Source organism: Paenibacillus suaedae (genome assembly GCF_032337355.1).
Classification (GTDB): Bacteria; Bacillota; Bacilli; order Paenibacillales; family Paenibacillaceae; genus Paenibacillus_B; species Paenibacillus_B suaedae.
In genome coordinates this window covers 61,894-84,626 of the sequence record NZ_JAVYAA010000004.1, presented here as the reverse complement: position 1 = coordinate 84,626, position 22,733 = coordinate 61,894, and the positions used below count along the sequence as shown (strand labels likewise).

At 41.8% G+C, this 22,733-nt stretch carries 22 protein-coding genes and 1 other RNA gene; 11 read left to right on the top strand and 12 right to left on the bottom strand.

What is annotated here, in order from left to right; all coding sequences use genetic code 11:
* Nucleotides 1-508: 508 nt before the first annotated feature.
* The 5 genes from RQP50_RS17465 to RQP50_RS17445 form a co-directional block, all read right to left on the bottom strand.
* The gene (locus RQP50_RS17465; protein WP_251487648.1) at nucleotides 509-1,267 is read right to left on the bottom strand and encodes an ABC transporter ATP-binding protein; all 759 of its coding nucleotides are present in this window, start codon (nucleotides 1,265-1,267) and stop codon (nucleotides 509-511) included.
* 4 nt (nucleotides 1,268-1,271) lie between these two features.
* On the bottom strand, nucleotides 1,272-3,590 hold the full coding sequence (locus RQP50_RS17460; protein ID WP_315746201.1) for an ABC transporter permease: 2,319 nt from the start codon (nucleotides 3,588-3,590) through the stop codon (nucleotides 1,272-1,274).
* A 284-nt stretch (nucleotides 3,591-3,874) separates the two neighbouring features.
* Entirely contained in the window at nucleotides 3,875-4,522 is a 648-nt protein-coding gene (locus RQP50_RS17455) for a TetR/AcrR family transcriptional regulator (protein ID WP_021252793.1), read from the bottom strand.
* A gap of 208 nt (nucleotides 4,523-4,730) precedes the next feature.
* Complete coding sequence (locus RQP50_RS17450) at nucleotides 4,731-5,018, bottom strand: hypothetical protein (protein WP_021252794.1); 288 nt, start codon at nucleotides 5,016-5,018, stop codon at nucleotides 4,731-4,733.
* Nucleotides 5,019-5,096: 78 nt separating this feature from the next.
* A complete protein-coding gene (locus tag RQP50_RS17445) occupies nucleotides 5,097-5,744 on the bottom strand; it encodes a 2OG-Fe(II) oxygenase (protein ID WP_315746200.1) in 648 nt (215 codons plus the stop codon).
* Between the two features lie 286 nt (nucleotides 5,745-6,030).
* On the opposite strand from RQP50_RS17445, the gene RQP50_RS17440 reads away from it, so the two are divergent.
* The 5 genes from RQP50_RS17440 (at nucleotide 6,031) to RQP50_RS17420 (ending at nucleotide 9,265) form a co-directional block, all read left to right on the top strand.
* Nucleotides 6,031-6,690: an SGNH/GDSL hydrolase family protein gene (locus tag RQP50_RS17440; RefSeq protein ID WP_072730333.1), complete on the top strand. Its 660-nt coding sequence runs from the start codon at nucleotides 6,031-6,033 to the stop codon at nucleotides 6,688-6,690.
* Between the two features lie 63 nt (nucleotides 6,691-6,753).
* On the top strand, nucleotides 6,754-6,972 hold the full coding sequence (locus RQP50_RS17435; RefSeq protein WP_021252797.1) for a hypothetical protein: 219 nt from the start codon (nucleotides 6,754-6,756) through the stop codon (nucleotides 6,970-6,972).
* A 243-nt stretch (nucleotides 6,973-7,215) separates the two neighbouring features.
* Nucleotides 7,216-8,004, top strand: a complete 789-nt coding sequence (locus tag RQP50_RS17430; RefSeq protein ID WP_315746199.1) for a GNAT family N-acetyltransferase — start codon at nucleotides 7,216-7,218, stop codon at nucleotides 8,002-8,004.
* Nucleotides 8,005-8,161: 157 nt separating this feature from the next.
* Nucleotides 8,162-8,557 (top strand): VOC family protein, encoded by a 396-nt coding sequence (locus tag RQP50_RS17425; protein ID WP_072730277.1) that lies wholly within the window; start codon nucleotides 8,162-8,164, stop codon nucleotides 8,555-8,557.
* A 402-nt stretch (nucleotides 8,558-8,959) separates the two neighbouring features.
* Nucleotides 8,960-9,265, top strand: coding sequence for a hypothetical protein (locus RQP50_RS17420; RefSeq protein ID WP_315746198.1), 306 nt, complete (start codon nucleotides 8,960-8,962; stop codon nucleotides 9,263-9,265).
* A 345-nt stretch (nucleotides 9,266-9,610) separates the two neighbouring features.
* Here the strand turns inward: RQP50_RS17420 and ribD are convergent, their stop codons facing one another.
* Genes ribD through RQP50_RS17400 form a run of 4 tightly spaced genes read right to left on the bottom strand, consistent with a single transcriptional unit; the run spans nucleotide 9,611 to nucleotide 12,635 of the window.
* Nucleotides 9,611-10,714, bottom strand: coding sequence for a bifunctional diaminohydroxyphosphoribosylaminopyrimidine deaminase/5-amino-6-(5-phosphoribosylamino)uracil reductase RibD (gene ribD / locus RQP50_RS17415; protein ID WP_315746430.1), 1,104 nt, complete (start codon nucleotides 10,712-10,714; stop codon nucleotides 9,611-9,613).
* On the bottom strand, nucleotides 10,707-11,471 hold the full coding sequence (locus tag RQP50_RS17410; RefSeq protein ID WP_315746197.1) for a GTP cyclohydrolase II: 765 nt from the start codon (nucleotides 11,469-11,471) through the stop codon (nucleotides 10,707-10,709). Before RQP50_RS17410 ends, ribD begins: the two co-directional genes overlap by 8 nt.
* Nucleotides 11,472-11,526: 55 nt before the next feature.
* Nucleotides 11,527-12,186, bottom strand: coding sequence for an alpha/beta hydrolase (locus RQP50_RS17405; RefSeq protein WP_315746196.1), 660 nt, complete (start codon nucleotides 12,184-12,186; stop codon nucleotides 11,527-11,529).
* Nucleotides 12,183-12,635, bottom strand: a complete 453-nt coding sequence (locus RQP50_RS17400; RefSeq protein ID WP_072730281.1) for a DoxX family protein — start codon at nucleotides 12,633-12,635, stop codon at nucleotides 12,183-12,185. The genes RQP50_RS17405 and RQP50_RS17400 overlap by 4 nt, the downstream gene beginning before the upstream one ends.
* 114 nt (nucleotides 12,636-12,749) lie before the next feature.
* Between RQP50_RS17400 and RQP50_RS17395 the strand changes: the two genes are divergently transcribed.
* A complete protein-coding gene (locus RQP50_RS17395) occupies nucleotides 12,750-13,301 on the top strand; it encodes a helix-turn-helix domain-containing protein (RefSeq protein WP_072730282.1) in 552 nt (183 codons plus the stop codon).
* Nucleotides 13,302-13,405: 104 nt separating this feature from the next.
* Here RQP50_RS17395 and RQP50_RS17390 read toward each other — a convergent pair whose 3' ends face one another.
* Nucleotides 13,406-15,175, bottom strand: coding sequence for an oleate hydratase (locus RQP50_RS17390; protein WP_315746194.1), 1,770 nt, complete (start codon nucleotides 15,173-15,175; stop codon nucleotides 13,406-13,408).
* A gap of 221 nt (nucleotides 15,176-15,396) precedes the next feature.
* Here RQP50_RS17390 and RQP50_RS17385 point away from each other — a divergent pair, with 221 nt between their 5' ends.
* From RQP50_RS17385 to RQP50_RS17375, 3 genes are all read left to right on the top strand, one after another.
* Complete coding sequence (locus tag RQP50_RS17385) at nucleotides 15,397-15,903, top strand: TetR/AcrR family transcriptional regulator (protein WP_315746429.1); 507 nt, start codon at nucleotides 15,397-15,399, stop codon at nucleotides 15,901-15,903.
* A 132-nt stretch (nucleotides 15,904-16,035) separates the two neighbouring features.
* Complete coding sequence (locus RQP50_RS17380) at nucleotides 16,036-16,491, top strand: hypothetical protein (protein ID WP_315746193.1); 456 nt, start codon at nucleotides 16,036-16,038, stop codon at nucleotides 16,489-16,491.
* 433 nt (nucleotides 16,492-16,924) lie between these two features.
* Nucleotides 16,925-17,542, top strand: a complete 618-nt coding sequence (locus tag RQP50_RS17375; RefSeq protein WP_315746192.1) for a DUF1796 family putative cysteine peptidase — start codon at nucleotides 16,925-16,927, stop codon at nucleotides 17,540-17,542.
* Between the two features lie 208 nt (nucleotides 17,543-17,750).
* Here RQP50_RS17375 and RQP50_RS17370 read toward each other — a convergent pair whose 3' ends face one another.
* Nucleotides 17,751-19,103 carry a PTS transporter subunit EIIC gene (locus tag RQP50_RS17370; RefSeq protein ID WP_315746191.1) on the bottom strand — a complete coding sequence of 451 codons (1,353 nt, stop codon included), beginning with the start codon at nucleotides 19,101-19,103 and terminating at the stop codon, nucleotides 17,751-17,753.
* Nucleotides 19,104-19,487: 384 nt separating this feature from the next.
* Between RQP50_RS17370 and RQP50_RS17365 the strand changes: the two genes are divergently transcribed.
* Nucleotides 19,488-20,285 (top strand): MurR/RpiR family transcriptional regulator, encoded by a 798-nt coding sequence (locus RQP50_RS17365; protein ID WP_315746190.1) that lies wholly within the window; start codon nucleotides 19,488-19,490, stop codon nucleotides 20,283-20,285.
* A gap of 129 nt (nucleotides 20,286-20,414) precedes the next feature.
* Nucleotides 20,415-21,851 (top strand): glycoside hydrolase family 1 protein, encoded by a 1,437-nt coding sequence (locus tag RQP50_RS17360; RefSeq protein ID WP_315746188.1) that lies wholly within the window; start codon nucleotides 20,415-20,417, stop codon nucleotides 21,849-21,851.
* 500 nt (nucleotides 21,852-22,351) lie between these two features.
* On the opposite strand, the gene ssrA is transcribed toward RQP50_RS17360, so the two are convergent.
* Nucleotides 22,352-22,716: a transfer-messenger RNA gene (gene ssrA, locus RQP50_RS17355) on the bottom strand.
* Nucleotides 22,717-22,733: the final 17 nt, after the last annotated feature.

Sequence of the window (22,733 nt, the reverse complement as noted above, 5' to 3'; positions counted from 1 at the left end):
TTTTAATCCTATGCTGAAAACGATGCTCATTCCACTGATTTGCATTTTTCTCAGATCACTAAGCTGGAAACTTCATGTTTTTTCTTGCTTAATCCTTATTGATAAGCTATTTAAACTTGTCATCCTTGTATATACTCTATCGACAAAATACAACAAAAGATTAATAGTCTTTAACTTGAATGGATATGATAATAGCACATAAATTAACAAAAAATACTGCAAATATAAACATAGTGCCAAAACATCATATGCAAATACTGCACACATGGAGAGGTGAGGAGATTCATACAACCCCGTTTCCTTCCATCAAACCACCATATACCATGACGTCCTACAATATAAGGCTCTAATTTGAGGTCATATCAAAGTCAAAAATAAAGGCAAAGATCATCCAGTTCATCTTAGCCTGGACACTTTGCCTAAAAATTAATTAATTCGATAAGATTGTATATCCTGCTTATCGTACCCTTCTTATGGGCAATCAGGACATGTGACGGTCGAAGAACAATTAGATGCCGACTTCCCTCATCTTCACTGTAATTTGCTCGATCCTGCCGTCCATATCTGTCCCCGTAAACTTAGGGAGACTCAACTCGCTCACAATCGCTCCGTCACGCATAAACATGATCCGTTCCGTCCGTGCCGCAACCTTGGCGTCGTGAGTAACAAGCATGACAGCAGTACCTGCTTCGTTGATTTTAGAAAAGATGTCCATAATCTCCTGTGCCGACTTCGAATTAAGCGCACCCGTAGGTTCATCACCAAAAATAATTTTGGGACTGTTCATAAGCGCACGGCATATCCCTGCACGCTGAAGCTGACCACCCGACACTTGTGTAATGTCGCGCTTTTCTAGCTCCGCAATGCCCACCCTCTTCATGAGTGCCCTTGCCTTTTCCGTAATTTGTGCAGCATTCTTTCGATTGTCCCTCATAGAGGGAAGAATGATATTGTCGAGGATATTCAGGTTTTTCAACATCGTCGGCTGTTGGAACACGAACCCCATTTTTGTTCTGCGTATATCAGACAACTCGTTCTCGCCAATCTCCGCTAAATTCTTATCGTCCATGATGACTTTACCGCCATTTACGCCATCTGTTCCGCTCAGTGCGAACATCAGTGTTGATTTTCCCGATCCTGAAGGTCCCATGACCGCGACGAATTCGCCTTCATTGATTTCAACGGATACACCGTCGAGAACATTGCGCTTCTCATCACCCTCGCCGAAAGATTTTACGAGTTGATCGCCGATAATGATCTTCTTCATATGCCTACTCCTTTATACTTTCGGAAATTTTGATTTGCCCTGCTCTCGATGTACCGATGATGGTTGCGATAAGCACAGTACCGATCATCATTAGTGGGCTAAGCAGATACGCTGACAGTGGATTGACCGTAAATTGGAACGCCGACGCCCCAAAGTAAGAGACCATTGCCCCCGCAAGCATCTCTCCGAGCGTATTGGCTAGAAGCGTTCCAAGGACAATGCCCACAATCAGCACGAACACGGAACGCGTCACATACTGCGCCTGAATATCCGAATTTGTAAAACCGAATGCCTTCATAACGGCAATGGAGTATCTATCCTTTGCAACAAGCAGTTTCATAAACAACAAGGTAACCAGTACCGCTATCAACAACGCAACGGCAATTGCGGAATAGGATGCCTTGCCAACAGCACTGATTGTCGAGCCAAATGTCTGTGCCATAAACTCATCGATGTCTGACACCTTTGCAAAAGGGAATTTATCCGCATATTCTGAAACTTTACTACCGATAAGCGATTTGTCAGCAATTACCGCACTGATCACAACCCACATCATCTCTGCCGACTGATCGGTAAACACCGCCTTTGCGGTTTTGCCTCCATTGGTAATGTCAGAATAAATGCCGCTTACCTTGAGATTTTTTTCTTTCCCCTCTATCACTAGAGTCATGGTATCGCCGACTTTTTTGTCGAGCTCTTTGGCGTTCATGACCGACAGCGCCACTTCATCTTCTACACGTGGAGCCGTACCCTCCGAATATTGCACTGGGAATACGGAATGGTCTCCGAGCTCGATCTTTACCCTTTCCTCCGAGCCATTCTCCATCTTAGCTTTAAATGTTTTGGTTGTGAGTACCGCATACTTGGAGATCGCGCTATCGCTGCTCATTGTTTTGAGCATTTCAGCTGCCTTCTCAGACATATGGTCAGTCTGCTGTATATCGATGCGCATATCGCTGTTGCCTATCCCCATATATTTGATGAAGCTTTTTGAGGAAATGGTGTTATAGAGGTTCTGAGGAACGATGATGATAAATGCCGAAATCACCAACACGGCAAGCATTGTAGCGTATAGCTTCTTCCTCGCAAGCACATCTTTGATACCAAGAAAAGCATTGGTATGGAACAGTTTGTTATTACTCAGATTGAAGCGTTTTGCGCCCGAGGCCTTTTCCTGAGAGGCTCCATATCGAATGGCTTCGGCAGCGGATATTTTCCGGAAGCGTCTTAGCACTCCATTTACAAAAGCAATAATTGCCCCAAATACAAGCAGTACGCCGATTACCCCGAACAGCATAGCAAGAGAAGTGTTCTCGCTTTCTCCCATATACATGCGGATATTTTCAAGGAGCATCCCTTTGAATACAAAAGAAAGTGCATAACCGAGCACACAGCCTGCCGCTGCAATCGCCGCATACTTCACCAGATAAATTCCCTTGATATCGGAAATGCGGAGCCCTATGGCCTTCATCACGCCAATCTCGCGGTAATCGTCTTCGATCTTCGCCAGGAGTGTAAAGCGGATGCACATCAATGCGATTGCTACAACAAGTACGCTGACTAGAAGGATCACCCCTATCATCATCCCGTCGGAAATCGCGTTAAGTGTTTTGAAGAGAGAATATGTAATCGCTGGCCCGTTCGCTTCGAGTCCAGAAGAGGCATAAGCCGTTTCGAATTCACTCGTCTTAGACAAATCCTTGAGTCTAAACTCGATCAAATACTCGACGTTCCCTGCATGTTTTAACTCCTCATAATCATGCTTGCTGACCAGCATTCGCTTCGAAGAAGCTAACGAGGAATTCATTTGCGAATCTCGAAGCATGCCCGCAACCGTGAACTCCTTCCCGCTTATGTTCGCCTTGTCGCCAATCTTCGTTATTCCGTCCTTGATGTAGCTGATCGGAACGTACAGTTCTCCATCGGATGCTTGGATAGGACTGCCGTCAAGATTCAAGAGGAAGTCGAACTTCTCGCTCTGGACAGTAAGACCATTGTCCTGCACACTATTAGCAAGTGAACCATTGCCAAAGCGGATTTGCGAGCCGTCCATATTCAAAAACTCAAGCACCTGAAAGTCTTCAACATTAGCATCTTGCTCCGCAAAAGCATTCAGCCGTGCTGTGTTAAGTGCACCTGAGTGCATCTGCATAAAATGCGGCGTTTTCGCCTGAATCATAAGTGTGTCTAACGCGCCTGTTAGATTGACGATGAGAATTGCCGCCAGTGAGACAAGCATTGCCGCAGCGGCAACAAATATCATCGTTGTCAGGGTTATTGCCTTGCTCTTCAACATGTCATTACGGATTATCCTGAAATGCATACGTCACCTCTGTTCCTCGAACTTCTTAGCCGATTTCAAGTCGTACAGAATCACAAAAGCCATGCAGAACAAAATTGCAGCAATAAGTCAGCGATGTTCATAAGTAACCTAAGCAACCCTTCCCTGTTATCTGTCACTAGTCATATGGCTATCTTCCCTGATGATAGAACGAGAACTTATATGTTCCGGCTCTGTTTGAAACTAGGACGTTTTGGTCGGATACGAAACCTTCATGATCTCAAGAAAAAATTCACATTTTTTCCGAATGATGTAGTTCTATTTAACTACTCGGCATGTTTTCCGTTTATGTTTCCGAACATCCTCATCGTGTGAATGAGACTTCCCTCTGCAGCCCCAAGCAGTCTCTCTATGTTATAAACAAATGCCTGCATACGTAACATCCGCTCTTCGTCCGTCAATTCAACCACATCATCATCCAACACGGTATTTGCATAGATCACGATCATCTCCATGCATTCATATGGGAACGGCGTATGGAACATGCCCACCTGGATGCCTTCGCGGATAATTTCCGCCAGTATCGGCGTAACGCCGTTAATGATGACCTTCTGTATTTTCTGATGCATAAGTGCGTTCTGCGGCTTGTGAATATGCTCCATTATCTCCTTGCTGCTCCCGCCGCTTATGTTCAGTGCCATGACTACACGGATAATACGCTCGACTACAGGGATGCTCTTGTCAGCAGCAATATCCTGCGCCGCACCTAATAGACGGACATTGTACCGCTCGATCAGCGCGTCTAATATATCCTCCTTCGATTTAAAGTGGTGATATAAGGTTCCACGTGCAATCCCGACCTTATCGAGGATATCGTTTGTACTTGCACCGTCAAAGCCTTTCAGGCCAAAAAGCTCATCCGCTGCGTCAAGAATTTCATTTCTACGCTCTTCGGCTTCTTTTACAATTCTCATCCATATACCTCTTTCTTTAGTAGACCGACTGCCTGTCTGTTAAATGTTAACATAAACCAATCTATTAAAAAAGGACTTTTGCCCTAAAAAATTTGAATACATGGAAGGGTTTAATAAGTATCTCTTAACGCTTTTGTTGGGTATTAAAAAAGCTCAGACCTAATCAGGTCGAGCTTTTTGTAAAGCAACCACTATTTCGTCTTCATCATCATCTATCCAAAAAACGGATTACTGTACCGTAAGAAAAAATCTCCATAACCTGCTTTTTGCCAATCAAACTATCAGAAACAGCTACACGATATTCAAATTGACAACTTATCACAGCATCCCCACGCAATTGTTCACATTTTTTCTTTAACTGATTTTTAACTCCCTCAAAGGCTAAATTAGGGTCTGCAGATTTATAATAGCCTTCTTTGTGAGAATCCATCGCGAATATGGTATCAATCACTTCATAATTTCTTTTCAAATCACCTGTTGTGATGATTACTGACATAACCTATCCCTCCGAATCCAATGATTTGTATGTAATCAAGGAGTATTTCGGCAAAGGGCAAGGGCATTCCTTCCAAGCCTATGAAATTCGAAAGGTTTGTCTTCTCATCCACATCGTTGCAACCCACTTTTCGCCTTTGCTTACAGGTGTACCTGCATGCAGGGTAAGTTCGTTTAATTCAGGATTACTGTAAAAATATTCGAAGTAGACCGCCATGCCTCTATTAGGGAACACGGATAAATTAAGCTTAGGGAAGGTCGTTTCTCCGCCTTCCTCCACATCATTCAGATACATAACTAGTGTACTAATTCGATTATTGCCACTTGCCCGACTCGTCTCAGCGAAGTAATCATAATGCGGTTTATACTCCTGACCGGGGGTATAGAGCAGCACTTGCAAACCATCACCATGCTCGATCGGAATATTCATGATTTGAGCGATTCGCTTCTCAATCCTTGCGACCGACTCACTGTCTTCACAAAATACTCCACTGCTCGTTCTAATTTGATCGACCGAACGGTCTTCTCCGATTTTGGAGCGCTGCAGCCGATCTCTTGAGTGTTCAATCAGTTCATCGCACTCTTCATTACTAAGGACATTTCCTAATACCATAACCAAGGGCTCCTCATATTTGGCAAGGATTCGAATCTCTCGATCTTCTGTCTTAATTGTGCTTCCGACATGATCAAAAATAGTACGTTCTTTCTCCGTCGCGTTCCCGATCATCCTTAGGTATCCCCCAGCTAATGACATCAATCACAAAAATAAGATACCATAAAATGGTCATTCCGCTCTACTAATTTTTAGAAAGGTACAGACCACTCTCACCTTTACCTCTACATTCCGAATCATACATTCCTGACTCACAACTAATACGCAGCCGCAATATAATGTCTCTAGGCTGTATGTGACGAAAATACACGAGCATTCAGTCAAACGTTATCATTATTATTGTTTTCATCTGGTGGTTGACGTTGTCTTTATGATAAAGAATGGAACGGGTGATATCATTATGATCTATACGGCTCTTGGGGACTCCATCACATTTGGGGAAAATGCTTCTTCACTAGCACAGTCTTATCCCCGATTGATCGTCTCTGCGTTACATTCAAAATCATGCAGGGCCCAAGGCTTTGTTCTGGCTCAGCCTGGTTGGAACAGCTATGATCTATTGGATGCTTTGATTTGGCGCGGGGCCCCTGTAATCAGTCATTCCTCAGTCGTTTCGGTATGGATTGGCGGGGTGGACTTAGCGAACACGGCACTAGCCGCGCTTAGATCTAAAACAGCACCGGAAGTAAAACATATGATTGCAAACTATGAACGGAATTTAAGTTCCATTTTCACTCAAATTCAAGCAGGAAGCTGTGCTCGAATCGTTTGCTGCACCCAATACAATCCATTTCCCAAAAGTCCTCTTGCCGTTGATGCGGTAAGCAAATTAAATCTTCTAATCAGTGAAATTTCCCGTCATTTTGATGTTACGGTAGCTCCCGCTCATAAGTGGTTTGAAGGGAAGCAGGCCGAGCTTATCTATGGATTTCAACATGGAAAGATTGAAGATGCACTGGGCGGATTTTTGCCGATACACCCGAACAACAGGGGTCACCAAGTGATTGCAGCGAAGTTGGCGCCATATCTTTTTCCAAACACTCCCCCGCTTTTTACTTAACGAATAAGTTCTAGTATAATAGCGAAGAATGAAAATAGTACAAATCCAAAGGAGGGATTGCACATGGATATCAAAGCAAAAATTGAAGAAGTCGTTGCTAAAATCAAAAACGATCCAGACTTCTCATCTAAATTTATGAGTGATCCTGTCTCGGCGATCGAATCTGTAATAGGGATTGACCTGCCAAATGATCAGATCAATGCATTAATCGAGGGTGTAAAAGCGAAATTGACCGTAGATAAAGCCAGCGGCGTTTTTGATTCGATCAAGAAGCTGTTCTAATTTGTACATAGCAAGTTGAACAGTTCTCATACAAAGGGGATATACAAGTCATGTGAAATGACCTGTATATCCCCTTTTCGCATTCACATATTTGCAGCAGCTAATCATTTGCCTGTTTCTCGAAAGAATAGATATATATCGCTCCTGTCATAAAAAAACATAGGTTTATATGGTAATATTGTGAAATGGGTGATATGTTATGTTGGAAAATATTTCACTATTTGATTAGAGAGAAGGAATTGAATGATTTATAAAGCAGATCTCAAGGTAAGAGAAAAATTGGTACCTATGTTCGAACACATGGATAACACTTTTGTTCTCTCCTATCTCCAAGGACATATGGGTGACGCTTGGGTAGACAACCTTGAGAATCCAACTGTTGCTCAGATTACTGTGGGGCTTATAGTGTTTTATGCGGGGAATCCAAACACAGAGGAAGCTGAAGAATTACTTCACAATCTTCCTGAATTTACGCTTGCAATTGTTGATTCGGATGGGTGGAAAAAGCGGATAGAAACGGTTTACAAAGGATCCTATGAGAAATTTCAGCGATTCAGATTTAAAAAAGATTCTGTGGATTTAGATAGAGCACACATACAGAATCTACTGTCTGCATTACCTGAAGAATATGAAATTAAAAAAATTGATAAAGAGATAGCTAACGCCCCTTCCTTCCATGAGCTCTCAGAAGACTTTGTCAGTCAGTTTGATTCGATTGATGATTTTATGGAAAGAGGAATCGGGTATGCTATTTTACATAAAGGGCAGGTTGTTTCTGCGGCAACATCATTTAGCATCTATGATGACGGAATCGAGATCGAAATTGCGAGTCACCCTAACCATAGAAGGAAGGGACTTGCAGCAACTGTTGCCTCTGTACTGATTTTAGATTGTCTGGATAGAGGGAAATACCCGAGTTGGGATGCGGCGAATGCTGAGTCTGTTGAGCTAGCAAAAAAGCTGGGATATACGTTCAAGGAATCTTACGACACATATTTTATTAATAACAAAGTGAACAGAAGCCAATCTTAGATCCTCCAGCATTTCTTTATACGCCTGTAAACAGGTAAATCCCTAACTGATTTTATTATGGAATGTATTATTTTTTTGGGTAATTACAATAATGATCTAGGGGAATCAAAAAGCATGCATAATAGGATTTTAGAAAATCAAAACGTAGGAGGTAATCATGGGCAGAATCGTTCATTTTGAAATTCATGTAGATGACATGGAACGTGCTAAGAAGTTTTATGGAGAGGTATTTGGATGGACATTTGAGGATTGGAGCGATTATGCTGGAATGCCCTATTTCGGAGCTACGACTGGGGATGCAAATGAACTGGGCATTAACGGGGCTTTGATGCAACGTAAAGGCACTACCCCTGAATCAGGTCAGCCTTTGAATGGCTATGCATGTACAATGGGAGTGGAAGACTACGATTCTACTGAGACAAAAATTCTAAAGCTGGGAGGCAAAGTCGCATTGCCGAAGCATGCACTACCCGGAATGGCATGGCAGGGGTATTATATTGACACCGAGGGGAATACTTTTGGGATTCATCAGCCAGATAAGAATGCAAAATAGAATTTTTCCCTTTACACATAGGAAAACCCGGCCGCTATAGAGGTCGGGTTTTTCTATGTGTACCTTATTTTATATACGTGAGAGATGCGAATATTTTCTCTTCCCCTTTATCAATGGTGTGCTAAAACAGACCAAACCCCTTTTTAATTACATGGACATATGTCCATTTCATTTTTACACCATTTACTTCTGTCATCTTCTGAATTCTGGTTTGACTGACTTCATGGTGGCGAGGGGACTATTGACTTCTCCATTGGACTTGCTGCCTAAGCTTATCCTACGATGACTACCTTTGGGTTTGAAATCGACCAAGTTATCAATCCCATCCACAAATCGTCACTCCCCTATAGGCATCTGCATACGATGGAGAAAATGAACAAATCAAAATTGGAGGTCACGACCATGAGCTTGCAACAACAGGGGCAACAAGAACAAACACTATATCGAATGGATCCATCGACTATGCATAACGTAAGATCCATTCAAGATCACATAGGAAATATATGCCGCAACCATATGAATAAACTGGTTCTAGTGGAGACGGTGGATGGCGATGTTTTTGAAGGGGTGCTTATCCACTGCGAAAGAGGAATTTTATACTTACGACTTCCAAGCCAGGGGGCTAGTCGCGCTTTTGTACCTGGTTTCCAAAATGATTTCGTCTTGCCCCTAGTACTGTTCAATTTACTCGCCATTTCATTAATATAGGCTCAAGCCTAATCTAAGGAGTGAAATCTTATGGCATTTATGTCGCCTCAAGGACCACAAGGAATACAGCAGGCACCATCCTCCCCTCCTCCACAATTCGCACCACCACAACCCGCTGCTACAGCGTTCGCCATCGACCCCGGAGCTATTTCCGGTTGTTTATTCCGCAACACGTATGTGTGGTTAAGAAATGGGAACTCGTTCTGGTTCTTCCCAACCTTTGTAGGACGTAGATCCGTTGCAGGTTTTAGATGGACCGGTTTTGGATGGATGTTTACGGGAGTCGATCTAAGAAGCATTGTGTCATTTACATGTTTTTAGAGAAGAAAATAGCGGCCCAGTACCTTACCGGTGCTGGGCTTTTGCATACGGGTAACCCACAAATTTAAAATCTTTACCTAAGGGCTGCACACTGACATTGTGAAGCTCTACAGCGCCACTCATCTTTTCGATCCCTGTCCCGCCGAGAAAGGACGATGCATTCCGACCACCTATCAACTTTGGAGCCATGTAAATAATGACTTTGTCGATGAGTTTATTCTCAAAAAAGGCTGCATTGATTTCACTACCGCCTTCTATCAAAACGGAAGAGATCATCTCCCTGCCCAAAAGCTGAAGAACTTCGATTGGATTGACCCTGCCCGTCTGTTCCGTAACAAAGACTTTAACGCCTGCCTTTTCTAATGCCGCCCTCTTCTCGGCGTCATGAGAAGTTGTTGTGAACACCCAAGTAAGAGCTTCTCCATCTGTAACCACCTTAGCATCCAAAGGTAACCGTAAAGAGGAATCCAAAACCACGCGTATCGGATTCCTACCGTTAGGCAGCCTTGTTGTAAGCTCGGGGTCATCTGTAAGCACCGTGTTGACGCCAACTAAGATCGCGGCATTCTGATTGCGGAGAACGTGGACATCCTCCCGAGCTGCTTCTGAAGTAATCCATTTGCTATCGGAAGTGTAGCTATTGATTTTCCCATCCATCGTGATAGCTGTTTTTAAAGTCACAAACGGAATATGCTGGACAATGAATTTATTGAAAACCTCATTCATTTGGTAAGATTCTTCTTCACATACTCCCGTGATGACTTCAATTCCTGCCTCCCGGAGTATATCCACCCCTCTGCCCGAAACGAGCGGGTTAGGGTCAAGTGCTGCGATCACCACTTTTTTAATGCCTGCTTCAACAATAGCAACTGCGCATGGCCCTGTTCTACCATAATGGGAACAAGGCTCAAGCGTCACATAGATGGTCGCTCCCCGCGTAAGCTCTCCAGCCATGCGGATCGCATGGATTTCGGCATGGGGTTCGCCTGCCTTCATATGAACCCCGATGCCCACGATGCGGTTTTCGTTGACAATCACAGACCCTACAAGCGGGTTGGGATCAGTCTGCCCCTTCATGGCCTTTGCATTCTGTATGGCCAGCCGCATATAGAATTCATGGTTATTCATCATTGTTGCAGGAGCCATTCCCTTCGTTTATATGTCCCGACCGCTCGATTTTGGTTTTTAAATATTTTTCATTATATTCCGATATATCTCCCCAAAGCTGTACCCTATCTTCTACTGCCATGCCTGCGTTTCGAAGCGCATCAATCTTTTTAGGGTTATTGGTTATCAGTGTAACCGGTTTGGTCCGAAGGACATTTAATACTTGTATCGCATCACTATAGTCACGGGAATCATCAACAAATCCAAGTTTAAGATTGGCATCTACGGTATCGTAACCATTTTGCTGAAGGATATAAGCCAGCGCTTTACTGAAAAGCCCGATCCCTCTGCCTTCGTGGTTGGCAAGATAAAACAGCGCGCCAGTTCCATGCTCGGCAATATGCACCAATGACTGTTCTAGCTGATATCCACAATCACAGCGTTTGCTACCGAAAATATCCCCGGTGTGGCAAATGGAATGGAACCGGATTAAGGCATGATCTGCATTCTCGAAGTCTCCGTGCACCAGCACGCTCGATTGTTGAAATTCAGCTAAATTCACATTCGATAATTTGGCAACAATATGCTCAAAATCTTCCGTTACCTCGCTGCAATTCAACCAGCAATACCATTTAAACTGAACGGTCTCCCCCCGCAAATTAATCGGAAGATTTATTGGTCCGACTAGATAAATGGCTCCGTTTTCCGTGTTGATCATTTTAATTCTCTCTTGTAGAAGAGAAATGACTTTCGGATCAAACTCCTTAACAGCAGGCATTAACACAACTCCTCTTTTAACCAATGTTTATGTCTTATTGTGAACGAAACAACTTTTATACCCTGTTAATGGTTAAACCAGCATCCCGCCTAAGCCAATCCAGAACATCACGTTGATTTTCTTCCGAAACGCCATGGTCGGTCGGGTATATCTTTAATGTGATTCGTTGCGTGTGTTCCTTTAAATATGTCGCCGTTTCATGCACGATTCTGACTGGGAATATGGAATCATACTCACCGTGCGAGACAAATACCGATACATTATTCAGACTTCGAAGTGAATATTCCGTCTTTACAAAGTCAGGAATGTATCCATTCAACGCAACAATTCCCTTTAGTTGATCCCCCATTGTAAGTGCAATCGTCATGGATAAAATGGCGCCTTGACTGAAGCCGAGCAAGTAACATTTGCCCGGATCGATTGGATACTTATCCATCGCATATTGAATGAAAGCTTCGAGCTGTTTTACCGCCTCATCAAACATCTCTCGAATGGGATTGCCCAGACTTTTCAGTTCGTAATATTGATATCCTGCACCAAGCGGTAGATTACCGCGAATCCCAATGACAATGAAATCATCACTTATAGGTGCTACCAAGCCAAACATATTTCCTTCATTAGAACCTTTACCGTGCAGCGTAAAAATAACCGGGTATTTCTTATTCGGTACTACATTGGCAGGCAGGTGAACGTCATATTGGTAAAACGGAGTCATTTGAACCACCCTTTTTGAGACGCTTTTCCTGCCATAATAATGTGGTCAAGCGAGAATGGCGACCGGTCGGCCACTGCAAGGTATAAAGAAACCATCATAAATCCAAGATCCAACTCATAGCCAGCCATTTGAGCATTGCCAAGAAGTCCGGCGGAGAGTTTTGCAGTCAGTATTGCACCAATAAGCATTACTACGAATAACGCCGCTACATAACGGGTAAACAATCCCGCTATCAGCATAACACCGCCCACAAGCTCAAGCAGCGCCACGATATAAGCCGCAAATCCAGGGATACCAATGGAACTGAACCATGCCTCAACATTAGTCATGCCCATTTGAAATTTCGCGATACCATGAAACATAAATATGATTCCTAGCACTACACGCATAATAATTGTTACAGCAGCTGTCTTCGTCACACAAATCACCCTCAAAATAATATTAGTCATAAAGAAATAAAATTCATATTAGTAATACTAATCAAAAGCAAGTAGCGTGTCAACAAAAAAATTGCTAATATACAATTATATTTGTTATCACTAATATTAAAGAGGTGCAGTCCTATGGATATTGGCTCCACAATACGTGCTATCCGAAAACGAAAAAATATAACTATTGCTCAGATCTGCGAAGAAACTGGTCTATCACAAGGATTCATGAGTCAAGTGGAAACGAATAAGACTTCCCCTTCCATATCAACTCTAGAAAACATCGCAAAAGCACTAAAAGTACCTTTAGCTTACTTGCTATTAAAGAAAGAAGATCGGATGAATATTGTTCGTAAAGATGAGCGAAGCATTACGACAAGCGGTTCTGATAAGTTAACAGTGCAGCACTTAAGCTCTACGAAGAACGTAAGGATGATGGTCGTAGAGTTTCCTCCAGGGGCTTCGACAGGGATTGCTCCACATGCGCATGAAGGTGAGGAGGTTCATGTTGTCATTGAGGGAAGAATCTACGCGGAGCAGGGAGAAGACGCGGCCGAATTTGAAAAAGGTGATTCCTTCAGTTGGAACGCATGTACACCCCATTTGGTGAAAAACATCGGTGATGAAACTGCCATCGTTCTAATATCCATCTATACGGAGAACGACAACAATCGGGAGCTAATCTAACTATAAGCGATGTTCGTAGGACATAAAAATGAGGCTGAAGCACAGTGATTTGATCTCTCACCATTGTGCAACAGCCTCATCGCTTTACATCTATTCGTCTACGTTTAAATCAACTTATACTCTTTAAGCAGCTGCATGATTCTGGTGTGAGAAACTTTTTGCACACCCGTCACTGCTGCTAATTGGATTGCTGGAGGCAGTTCCATATCGGTTAGCTTCTTGCCGTCCATCATTTTCGCTGTGGAATCCAACAACACACGGACATCATAAGCGGATCCAAATACTTCTGGCACGCCGCGATCAATGTCAAGAAGCGTGTATACAGCTTCCATGGCGGTACGTACCGAATACTCCGTGGTGAATACCGTGTCTCGCGGTGTTTCGGCAAAGTTACCGATAAAGGCAGCGTTGATACAACCATCAGGAACTACATTCGGACGGTCTCCCGCAGCTCTTGGCATGAAGTAAGATGTAACATAAGGCATCATGCAAGGCACACAGTTTGCGGAGTTTACGGCAAGATCGTGAATCTCTGCTTCAGGTACGCCCATGTGGTAGAGCCATTCTTCCGTGATCTCGATACCCGTGCAGTCCTTCATCGGTTTCTTGATGTAGTCACCTGGCACGTCGCAATACAAGCTGTAAACCCATACGACGAGCTGATCTTTTGGCTGCGATTTGAAGTGAGGCTGTCGGTTCAAGGTAAAGCTCATCAGCCATTTTGAATCTTTTACTGTCACGATACCGCCGGTAACGACCTTGCCACTGAATGGATCCCGCTTGCAAATTTTCTCGATGTAAGGAGGGATTCGGTCATCCAACGTTGTAACCGTAGCAGACTCCCAGTTGCTTTCCGCAATGTTGCCACAGAATTTGTCTGGACGGCCAAAGGCAGGATCTTGCTCCGCGATCTTCTTCCAAAGCTCCCAGCTTCCCCCGAGGGAGGTATTCATAACGGCAGGAGTGTTGTTGTCGCCTAAAGTGGAGCTCTCGGTATTACTGCCATTCGTGATGAATACCAGATCATTTTCAGTCAGGTCAAAGTGTTTTTCTTGTCCGTTTTGAACATAGACCAGCTTTTTAGCAACTTTCTTGTTCTCCGTAATATCAAACTCAACATTCGTTACGGTCGTTGCATATTGGAAGGTGACGCCATGGCCTTGCAAATACTTCATTAGCGGCAATGCAAGAGACTCATACTGATTGTATTTTGTAAATTTCAACGCTGAGAAATCTGGCAATCCCCCGATATGATGAATGAATCTAGCGATATATCTGCGCATTTCCATCGCGCTATGCCAAGGCTCAAATGCAAACATCGTCTGCCAGTAAAGCCAGAAATTCGAATTAAAGAAATCTTCCGAGAAGACATCTGTAATTTTCATATCTTCAAGCGCTTCTTCTGGCGTAAAGAACAATTTGATAATTTCCATCGAAGCGGTTTGAGTCAGTGTGAATTTGCCATCGGTATGTGCATCCTCACCACGATTGAGGATAGCACGCTGCAAGGAGAAGTTCGGATCCTCCTTGTTGAGCCAGTAAAATTCATCTAATACCGATGCACCCTCTGTTTCAAGTGAAGGAATAGAGCGGAATAGATCCCACAGGCATTCGAAGTGGTTCTCCATTTCCCGGCCACCGCGGATAATGAACCCTCGACCGTCATCGTAGATGCCGTCTAATCCACCTCCGGCAATATCGAGTTCTTCAAGAATATGAATGTTTTCCCCCTTCATCTGACCATCCCGTATGAGGAATGCGGCTGCGGACAGTGATGCAAGACCAGAGCCGATCAGATAGGCGGATTTTTGATCAACACCGAGTGGTTTCTTTGGACGGGCAAAAGCTTCATAGTTACCATTGCTATAATACATCCTTACAACCTCCTTTAGTGATCCTGACACCTCCACTTTATAGGAGTATGAATGCAATAAAAATAGACAAGTAAAGCCCTGTGTCTAAAATTTAAACTTCAAGTGCCATATGTCTAAAATATCCATAGGTTATGGTAAAATAATAAGAAACATTGCATCCTAAGGAGAGGTTTCCAATTCATCCGTACACCAAACATGCATTAGCTGATGCATTGAAGGATATGCTGGGCGCCAAGACTTTAGATAAAATAACGGTTAAAGACTTAGTGGAAGCCTGCAAGTTGAATCGCCAAACCTTTTACTATCATTTTCAGGATATTTATGACCTGCTTGGATGGATATATAAAACAGAGGCACTGGGTGCTATCCAGAATAACAAATCCTATGCGACTTGGCAGCAGGGGCTATTTATCATTTTAGAATTTGTGGAAAGCAACAAGGCGCTTTGCATGAACACCTGTCGTTCTCTTGGAAAAGAGCATTTGGAAATGTTTTTAAATCAGGTTTTGTTTGAACTCCTAAGCAATGTCATCAATGAAGTATCAGATTCCCGTGTGATTTCAGAAAAAGACAGGACGTTCATCGTTCAATTTTACAGTCATGCCTTTGCAGGAACGCTGCTGGATTGGATTGAGGATGGGATGAAAACACCCTGTGAGGTAATCGTGAACCACATTGTTCGACTGATGGATGGGCGTTTTATGGATGCAGTGGAGCGTTTTAAGTGAATCTAAATCTATCATTTCTATCATTTTTTACAAATTAATACTTAATTTAATGGAAACAACCTGGATTTTACTACCAAATACCCCCTATACCTGATAGACTAACGAATAGTATTATATTTCAAGGGGGAAAACATGAAGAACTTCACAAAATTTCTATCTATTTTATTAGCCGCAGTGATTATATTATCTGGATGCTCAAGTAATAATGCTGCGGATTCGAAGGATCGATCTGCGGATGAGAAGCTGGCATTATCCTATGTCACAAACTACCACAATGGAACGAAAGAGGCCAAAACAAAGTTTGTTGATGAGAGTATACACCCTGATGTGCAAGGTAAATTCCGTGTCGGTGCTAAGAGAGCGCTTCCGGAGGACGAGCAGCTGAAGGATCCGAAGGTTGTAGAATCTGCTGATTATGATGACGGAGACACAAAAGGATCATTAGTACTCATTCAATCGGCAGACGATAAAGAAATGATTGCGCTGATTACCGAAAATAAAGTTTACATGCATTTCAGTCTACAGAACACGGCTCCGGATACGTATGATCAAATACGCAGTTCATTTAAAACAGCTAAAAAAGGCTAAATATTTAAATAACAATAGAGCCACCTGATCTGAACTAAACCCGTCAGTAGACATTAGAATACAATGATTAAGCAGCCTTAGCTCGTACTTCCATCGGGCTAAGGCTGTTTAATCTTTTCTGCAGCCGTTCATCCCTAATTCCTATCCCCTGTAGAGCAAAGAAAGCCGTGCAAATGTCAGGAAATAATCCTAATTCCATAGTTCCCGTCACTCTATTCAGCATTATAAGGCGCCCCATCGTATCCGTATGTTTTAGTACGAATCTTTTCCAACACTTTTGATTTTTTCATTGGATGTTCGCCTTTTTGGGCGTAGCGAAAAATGTTCATCTAGGCATTTGAACAGGCTAAATTTCTAGATACCCATACAATAGGAATAGAATAGGGAAAATGCCTTGTACCCGTCCAATTATATGAATTTGAGGTGACGGTCTTTGGATTGGAATCAAAACAGAGGAACTTACCATGCATTTATCAGCCTTGGAGCAACGTGCCAGACTGCGCATCAATTAAGAAGACTAAAACTCCGTAAATTTAGTGGCCCACTTGATTGGTTCATTTCCTATCCTTCCTCAAAACTTTCACATCTCCTCAAGACAAGGTTCAATGGATTTATGGAATTAGACAAATTGCGTCTTATAAACATAGTCGATAATCATTATGTTTTACGTGATACGGAATACCATGTAGATTCGTATCATGATTTCCCCGTTCATTATAATCCAAACCAGCTGTACCCCAAGTATAAAGAGACAATGGACCGTAGGGTATCCAGATTTTTAAAAACGATAAAAACCGGTCCTGTTTGTTTCGTGCGTACAGAAACTTCAAGCTCGGAGGCACGGCTCCTGGAACAAGCTTTATCTGGCATTTCGTACAAAGATTTCAGGATACTCATAGTTAATTTCCATAATCAGTGGGGAAAGGGCGTCATTTATGACGATTGGGGACTGCAGCGCGTTTCTTCTGTGAAAATTCCACCAGGGAGGAATTGGAGAGGCTCAGACCATCATTGGGATCTCATTATGAAAGGGTTTAACCTTAATTTATGACATGCATTTAACTTGTTGCCTACATGTATGAATTCAGTAGAAGCCTGGCATACGCTGTAAGACTTCGCCTCCAACGCAAGAAGCCGACCTCATGCGGTCGGCTTAATTTTGCAGATCTTGTCTAAGTGAAATCACAATATTCAATTTAGGAGGAAGTTCCATACTCCTACTTTCATGTTGGGGTTGTGACTGAATACCTTGATTGTATTTATAAAGTCTGTACTTTTTTCTTCCCTTCATATCCAAATACTATTATGAAAAAGGCTGCAGTTACTAGTGTAATAATTGCTGAAATTAAATATACTAACATTGGACTATACGCTGGGATTCCTAAGAAACTTGCAAAGGCGTAAGATACCATTTTCACTTGGAAAAACCCATTAATTGCGCCACCTATTGCACCTGAAATAATAATGTAAATGAAAGTTTTGCGATATGGAACAATTAAACCATAGATAATGGGTTCTGTTACACCGCTTAGTACAGCTGGTATCAAAGAAGAACCTGCTAGAGTTCGCAGCTTTTTATTTTTCGAGCGTAGTAAGAAACCTAACGCAATCCCCATTTGAGCAAATGCACACATTCCCCCCATTGCATATAATGGATCACCGCCAGCGCCTAAGTTCGCTAATACAATCGGGACAAGTCCCCAGTGAAGTCCCATAACAATTAAGAAGGTATAAAAACCACCTAGGATAGCACCAGTCAACATTCCACTGACACCACTCAACATTACAACAAAATTAGCAATTCCTTCACCAACCAAAGTACCAAAAGGACCAAAAATCAGCATAGTTAACGGTACAATTACAACAAGAGATATCATTGGAACCAAGAACATCTGTAACATTTTTGGTATAAATCTTATTAGTAATTTCTCAAATTTCGAATAAAAAGCAATGGCTATAAAAACGGGAAATACACTAGAAGCGTAATTAATCGGTATTAATGTAATTCCTAAGAAGTCTACATTTCCATCCCCAATTAATCCCATAAATCCTGGCTCTAACAAAGATGCTCCAATTACTGCACCAATGTATACGTTTACACCCAGGCGTTTAGATAATGAGAAACCTAGTAGAATGGGTAAGAAATAAAAAACAGCGTTCGAAATGGAAGATAATATCATATACGTACTATTAGTTGTATCGATCAGATTCAGTTCCAGTAATAAATTTAAAATTGCCTTTAACATACCAGAACCAGCTAATACCCCCAATAAGGGCAGAAAACTTCCTGAAATAATGTCGAATATCTCTTGAACACCTTTTTTAGTCTTAGTTTCGTTTTGTACATTGTCGGCTTCCGATGTGTTGTTTTCTTTTAATGCCATAATTTCCTTGTATACATCGGATACTTTACTGCCGATGATTACTTGATACTGCCCTCCTGCAACAACCGTTCCCAAAACTAAGTCAGTTTCTTTTATTTTCTCATCATTTACTTTATTTTGATCTACTAATTGAAATCGTAATCTAGTAGCGCATTGGGATAAATTACTAATATTCTCCATTCCGCCTACTTGATTAACCAAGTTTTTAGCAATTTTCTCATAGCTCATTTCTATATCAACTCCTTATTGCTTTGATAATTTGAGTCTAGCAGCAACGTAAGCGCTTAACAATTTGTTTCATTTTCTAAAATCGGAAAATAAGATTCTCAGGATCTCTCCCCATTCCACGTTATAATTATGATCTGGAATAGGAGGGCATATACGCTTATTTATTTAAAATTCCACTAACAGGTCAATTGATTTCATCCCAACGAAACAGTGACTTGCTTCCATTACGGAAGAAGCCCGGGCATGCATGGTTATGGTGTTTCCTGTTCATAATAGAATCAAAAGGAGTGCTTCGCTTTTTTCATTTGCAAGGCTTAAAACAAGTCAAATACGAAATGAACAAAACGAAAATTAGGGTTTATTTTCATAAAGGAGTTCAATATAATGCAAGATCACTCAATTCCTTCTAGTCCAGTGTATATACGATTAACTGAGTACTTTTTTAAGTGCACTAAACCCAGTGTGTATTATGCAATTGTTAAAGTATTAATCAAAAAAATTCATCAATTCCCAGATATTTATATCGAAGAAATTGCCCATGTGGCAAAAACAACACCTGCAAGTGTAACTAAATTTTGTAAAGAAATAGGCTATTCTTCTTTTAAGGAAATGAGGACTGATTTAGCCCCCTACTCTTACAAAAATCCATTTAATACGATCGATTGGAATAACTCCCCACAAACTATGATAGAAGCGATGAAGACAGAAGAACAAAATCTAAACCAGAAAATTTATGAATTAATAGACCTAGAACAGTGCAAGAGAATCGCTGAAAAGTTGACTTCTTCAACTGAAATTGCCGTTTTTTGTAATACATTTAACTTTGCTTCTGCAAATATTTTGCGAGAATTACTTAGTCTTAAGGGTATTACTGTTTTTGAAATTAATCGCAAGGCGGATCTTTCTGTTATTAAACAAATGCTGCGCGAAGTAGATAGCTGTTTCATCTTTTCTCTTACCGGTAAATGGTTAACAGAAAATCCTGATATTCTTATGGAAATTCAACAATCAGAAACGCCCACATTTCTTCTGACATCTCAACCTGAAACATTCCATGCTCAAATTTTTGAAGAGATTATCTCTTTAGAAGCATTTCATTTTCTTTTTTATTCTAATTATTACTCCCAAAAAGTTATTCATACGATTTTGAAAGTCATTGCCAATTACCTAATGTTGGTTTAAATTTTCTATTTTTAGAAAACGATTAAGATAGTCATTCACGTGGTTTCCATTTATGATAAAGCTAAATCATGGTGGTAAAAATCATTATTTTGCTACAGATTAATTTATCATTTGAAAGGAAGTTAGCAGATGAAAAAGAATCCAAAGACATTTCCTGAAAATTTCTTTTGGGGAGGAGCTGTAGCAGCTAACCAGTTAGAAGGAGCATATTTAGAAGGCGGAAAGGGACTAAGCGTCGCTGACCTTAATCGTTTTCGTGATGATATTAACATTAAGAAAAAAGGAAACAAAGAAGTCAGTACAACAGATATTGAAGAAGCACTAAATGATAAAGTTGGTATTTATCCAAAACGAACAGGGATCGATTTTTATCATACATTTGAAGAAGATCTAGCTTTATTAGCTGAAACAGGAATGAATTCTTTCCGAACATCTATTAGTTGGGCGCGTATTTTCCCTAAGGGAGATGAACTAGAGCCCAATGAGGAAGGATTAGCATTTTATGATCGATTAATTGACACCATTATTAAAAATGGTATGGAACCTCTCATTACTATTTCTCACTATGAAATGCCAATTCATCTAGCAACGGAGTATAACGGTTGGTACAATCGCAAAATGATTGATTTCTTTACTACGTTTGCTGAGTCATTGTTTAAAAGATATCGTAATAAGGTAAAGTATTGGATTTTAGTGAATCAAATGAATTTGATTACTCATGAGTCCTTTAATCACTTAGGTATTCCTTCAGATCGAGTAGATAATCTTACGGAGGCGAAATATCAAGGGGTACACAATGAATTAGTGGCATGTGCAAGGGCGATTAAGATCGCTAAGGAGATTAATCCAGAATTTCAGCTTGGTATGATGTCTTACTATGGAAATGTTTATCCTGCAACATGTGATCCAAAAGATGTCTTAGCCAGTTTAAAATATAACCAAATGGAGTTCTTCTATTCAGATATTTTGGTCCGTGGCAAGTATCCAAATTACGCTTACCGCTTCTTTGAAGAGAAAGGTCTTCATATTGAGTTTGGTGAACAAGATGAGGAAGATTTCAAAAATACAGTTGATTTTGTTACTTTTTCTTATTACTACACTCAAATTACAGATTCTGAGCGTATCCATACGGACAGCCCAACAGCATTGAATCCTTATTTGAAACAAAATGACTGGGGCTGGTCAATTGACCCTATAGGTTTACGTACTGCATTAAACGAATGGTATGACCGCTATCAATTACCAATTATGATTACAGAAAACGGTATGGGTTTTTATGAAGAATTAAATGAAGAAGGAACAATTCACGATGACTATCGAATAAATTTCTTCAAAGAACACATCGTACAGGTAAAAGAAGCGATCAGAGATGGAGTTGATGTGATCGGTTTCTACCCTTGGGGACCTATTGATTTGGTAAGTTGCTCTTCTTCTGAAATGAGTAAGCGGTATGGTTTCATTTACGTAGACTTGGATGATTACGGAAATGGCAGCGGTAAACGGTATAAAAAAGCTAGTTTTGATTGGTATAAAAAAGTAGTCGAATCAAACGGTGAAAATTTATAAGTTTAACAAAACCCCGACCTCATGCGGTCGGGGTTTTCATGGTGGAGGCGAGGGGGTAATCGATTTCTTCATTGAACTTGCTGTCGTTGCTTATCCTTCGATGACTACCTTAGTGGTTGAAATTGATGCCGTGCTCGTCCGCTGTTGTCTTTTCTTCGAAGCCATTCCCTCACTTCCTGCGCGCGGAGCGTACCCCTGACAGGGGCAAATCCCCAATTTCGCCGAGCATGACAAAAACCCGACCTCATGCGGTCGGGTTTTTCATGGTGGAGGCGAGGGGATAATCGTTTTCTTCATTGAACTTGCTGTCGATGCTTATCCTTCGATGACTACCTTAGTGGTTGAAATCGATGCCGTGCTCGTCCGCTGTTGTCTTCCTTCGAAGCCATTCCCCCACTTCCTGCGCGCGGAACGAACCCCAGGGGTTCTCATCCCGTAACTTCGCCTATTTCCACCAAAAGCAAAAAACCGACCTCACGCGGTCGGTTTTTTCAGGTTTTTGGTGGAGGCGAGGGGATTCGAACCCCTGTCCGAAGATAACGCAACACGAGCTTCTACGGGTGTAGTCACAGTTTTGATGTCACCCGAGCATCGCCCCGTAACCGGCTATGCTTTGGGTCAGCCTGATTGTCTTCTTCAGCACACCCCAGGCGGAGATGTGACAGCGTATCCCACTAAAAGTTGAGCCCCTATCTCGGCACATGGGCGATGCAGAGTAGAAGCACGCTCACAGGTTATTAAGCTGCGAAAGCGTAGTTTGTTTGTTGTTTGCCGTTTAAATGGCTTTAGCGTTGATGAAGTGGACGCGTCCCCACTACCCGCTACCCGAGCCCGAACTATCCCCGTCGAATCCAAGAACGCCCCCATAAATGATAAGCGAAC

Coding starts and splice junctions, on each gene's coding strand:
- RQP50_RS17465 (WP_251487648.1), bottom strand. CDS start 1,267: ATGAAGAAGATCATTATCGGCGATCAACTCGTAAAATCTTTCGGCGAG.
- RQP50_RS17460 (WP_315746201.1), bottom strand. CDS start 3,590: ATGCATTTCAGGATAATCCGTAATGACATGTTGAAGAGCAAGGCAATA.
- RQP50_RS17455 (WP_021252793.1), bottom strand. CDS start 4,522: ATGAGAATTGTAAAAGAAGCCGAAGAGCGTAGAAATGAAATTCTTGAC.
- RQP50_RS17450 (WP_021252794.1), bottom strand. CDS start 5,018: ATGTCAGTAATCATCACAACAGGTGATTTGAAAAGAAATTATGAAGTG.
- RQP50_RS17445 (WP_315746200.1), bottom strand. CDS start 5,744: ATGATCGGGAACGCGACGGAGAAAGAACGTACTATTTTTGATCATGTC.
- RQP50_RS17440 (WP_072730333.1), top strand. CDS start 6,031: ATGATCTATACGGCTCTTGGGGACTCCATCACATTTGGGGAAAATGCT.
- RQP50_RS17435 (WP_021252797.1), top strand. CDS start 6,754: ATGGATATCAAAGCAAAAATTGAAGAAGTCGTTGCTAAAATCAAAAAC.
- RQP50_RS17430 (WP_315746199.1), top strand. CDS start 7,216: ATGATTTATAAAGCAGATCTCAAGGTAAGAGAAAAATTGGTACCTATG.
- RQP50_RS17425 (WP_072730277.1), top strand. CDS start 8,162: ATGGGCAGAATCGTTCATTTTGAAATTCATGTAGATGACATGGAACGT.
- RQP50_RS17420 (WP_315746198.1), top strand. CDS start 8,960: ATGAGCTTGCAACAACAGGGGCAACAAGAACAAACACTATATCGAATG.
- ribD (WP_315746430.1), bottom strand. CDS start 10,714: ATGAATAACCATGAATTCTATATGCGGCTGGCCATACAGAATGCAAAG.
- RQP50_RS17410 (WP_315746197.1), bottom strand. CDS start 11,471: ATGCCTGCTGTTAAGGAGTTTGATCCGAAAGTCATTTCTCTTCTACAA.
- RQP50_RS17405 (WP_315746196.1), bottom strand. CDS start 12,186: ATGACTCCGTTTTACCAATATGACGTTCACCTGCCTGCCAATGTAGTA.
- RQP50_RS17400 (WP_072730281.1), bottom strand. CDS start 12,635: ATGACTAATATTATTTTGAGGGTGATTTGTGTGACGAAGACAGCTGCT.
- RQP50_RS17395 (WP_072730282.1), top strand. CDS start 12,750: ATGGATATTGGCTCCACAATACGTGCTATCCGAAAACGAAAAAATATA.
- RQP50_RS17390 (WP_315746194.1), bottom strand. CDS start 15,175: ATGTATTATAGCAATGGTAACTATGAAGCTTTTGCCCGTCCAAAGAAA.
- RQP50_RS17385 (WP_315746429.1), top strand. CDS start 15,397: ATGCTGGGCGCCAAGACTTTAGATAAAATAACGGTTAAAGACTTAGTG.
- RQP50_RS17380 (WP_315746193.1), top strand. CDS start 16,036: ATGAAGAACTTCACAAAATTTCTATCTATTTTATTAGCCGCAGTGATT.
- RQP50_RS17370 (WP_315746191.1), bottom strand. CDS start 19,103: ATGAGCTATGAGAAAATTGCTAAAAACTTGGTTAATCAAGTAGGCGGA.
- RQP50_RS17365 (WP_315746190.1), top strand. CDS start 19,488: ATGCAAGATCACTCAATTCCTTCTAGTCCAGTGTATATACGATTAACT.
- RQP50_RS17360 (WP_315746188.1), top strand. CDS start 20,415: ATGAAAAAGAATCCAAAGACATTTCCTGAAAATTTCTTTTGGGGAGGA.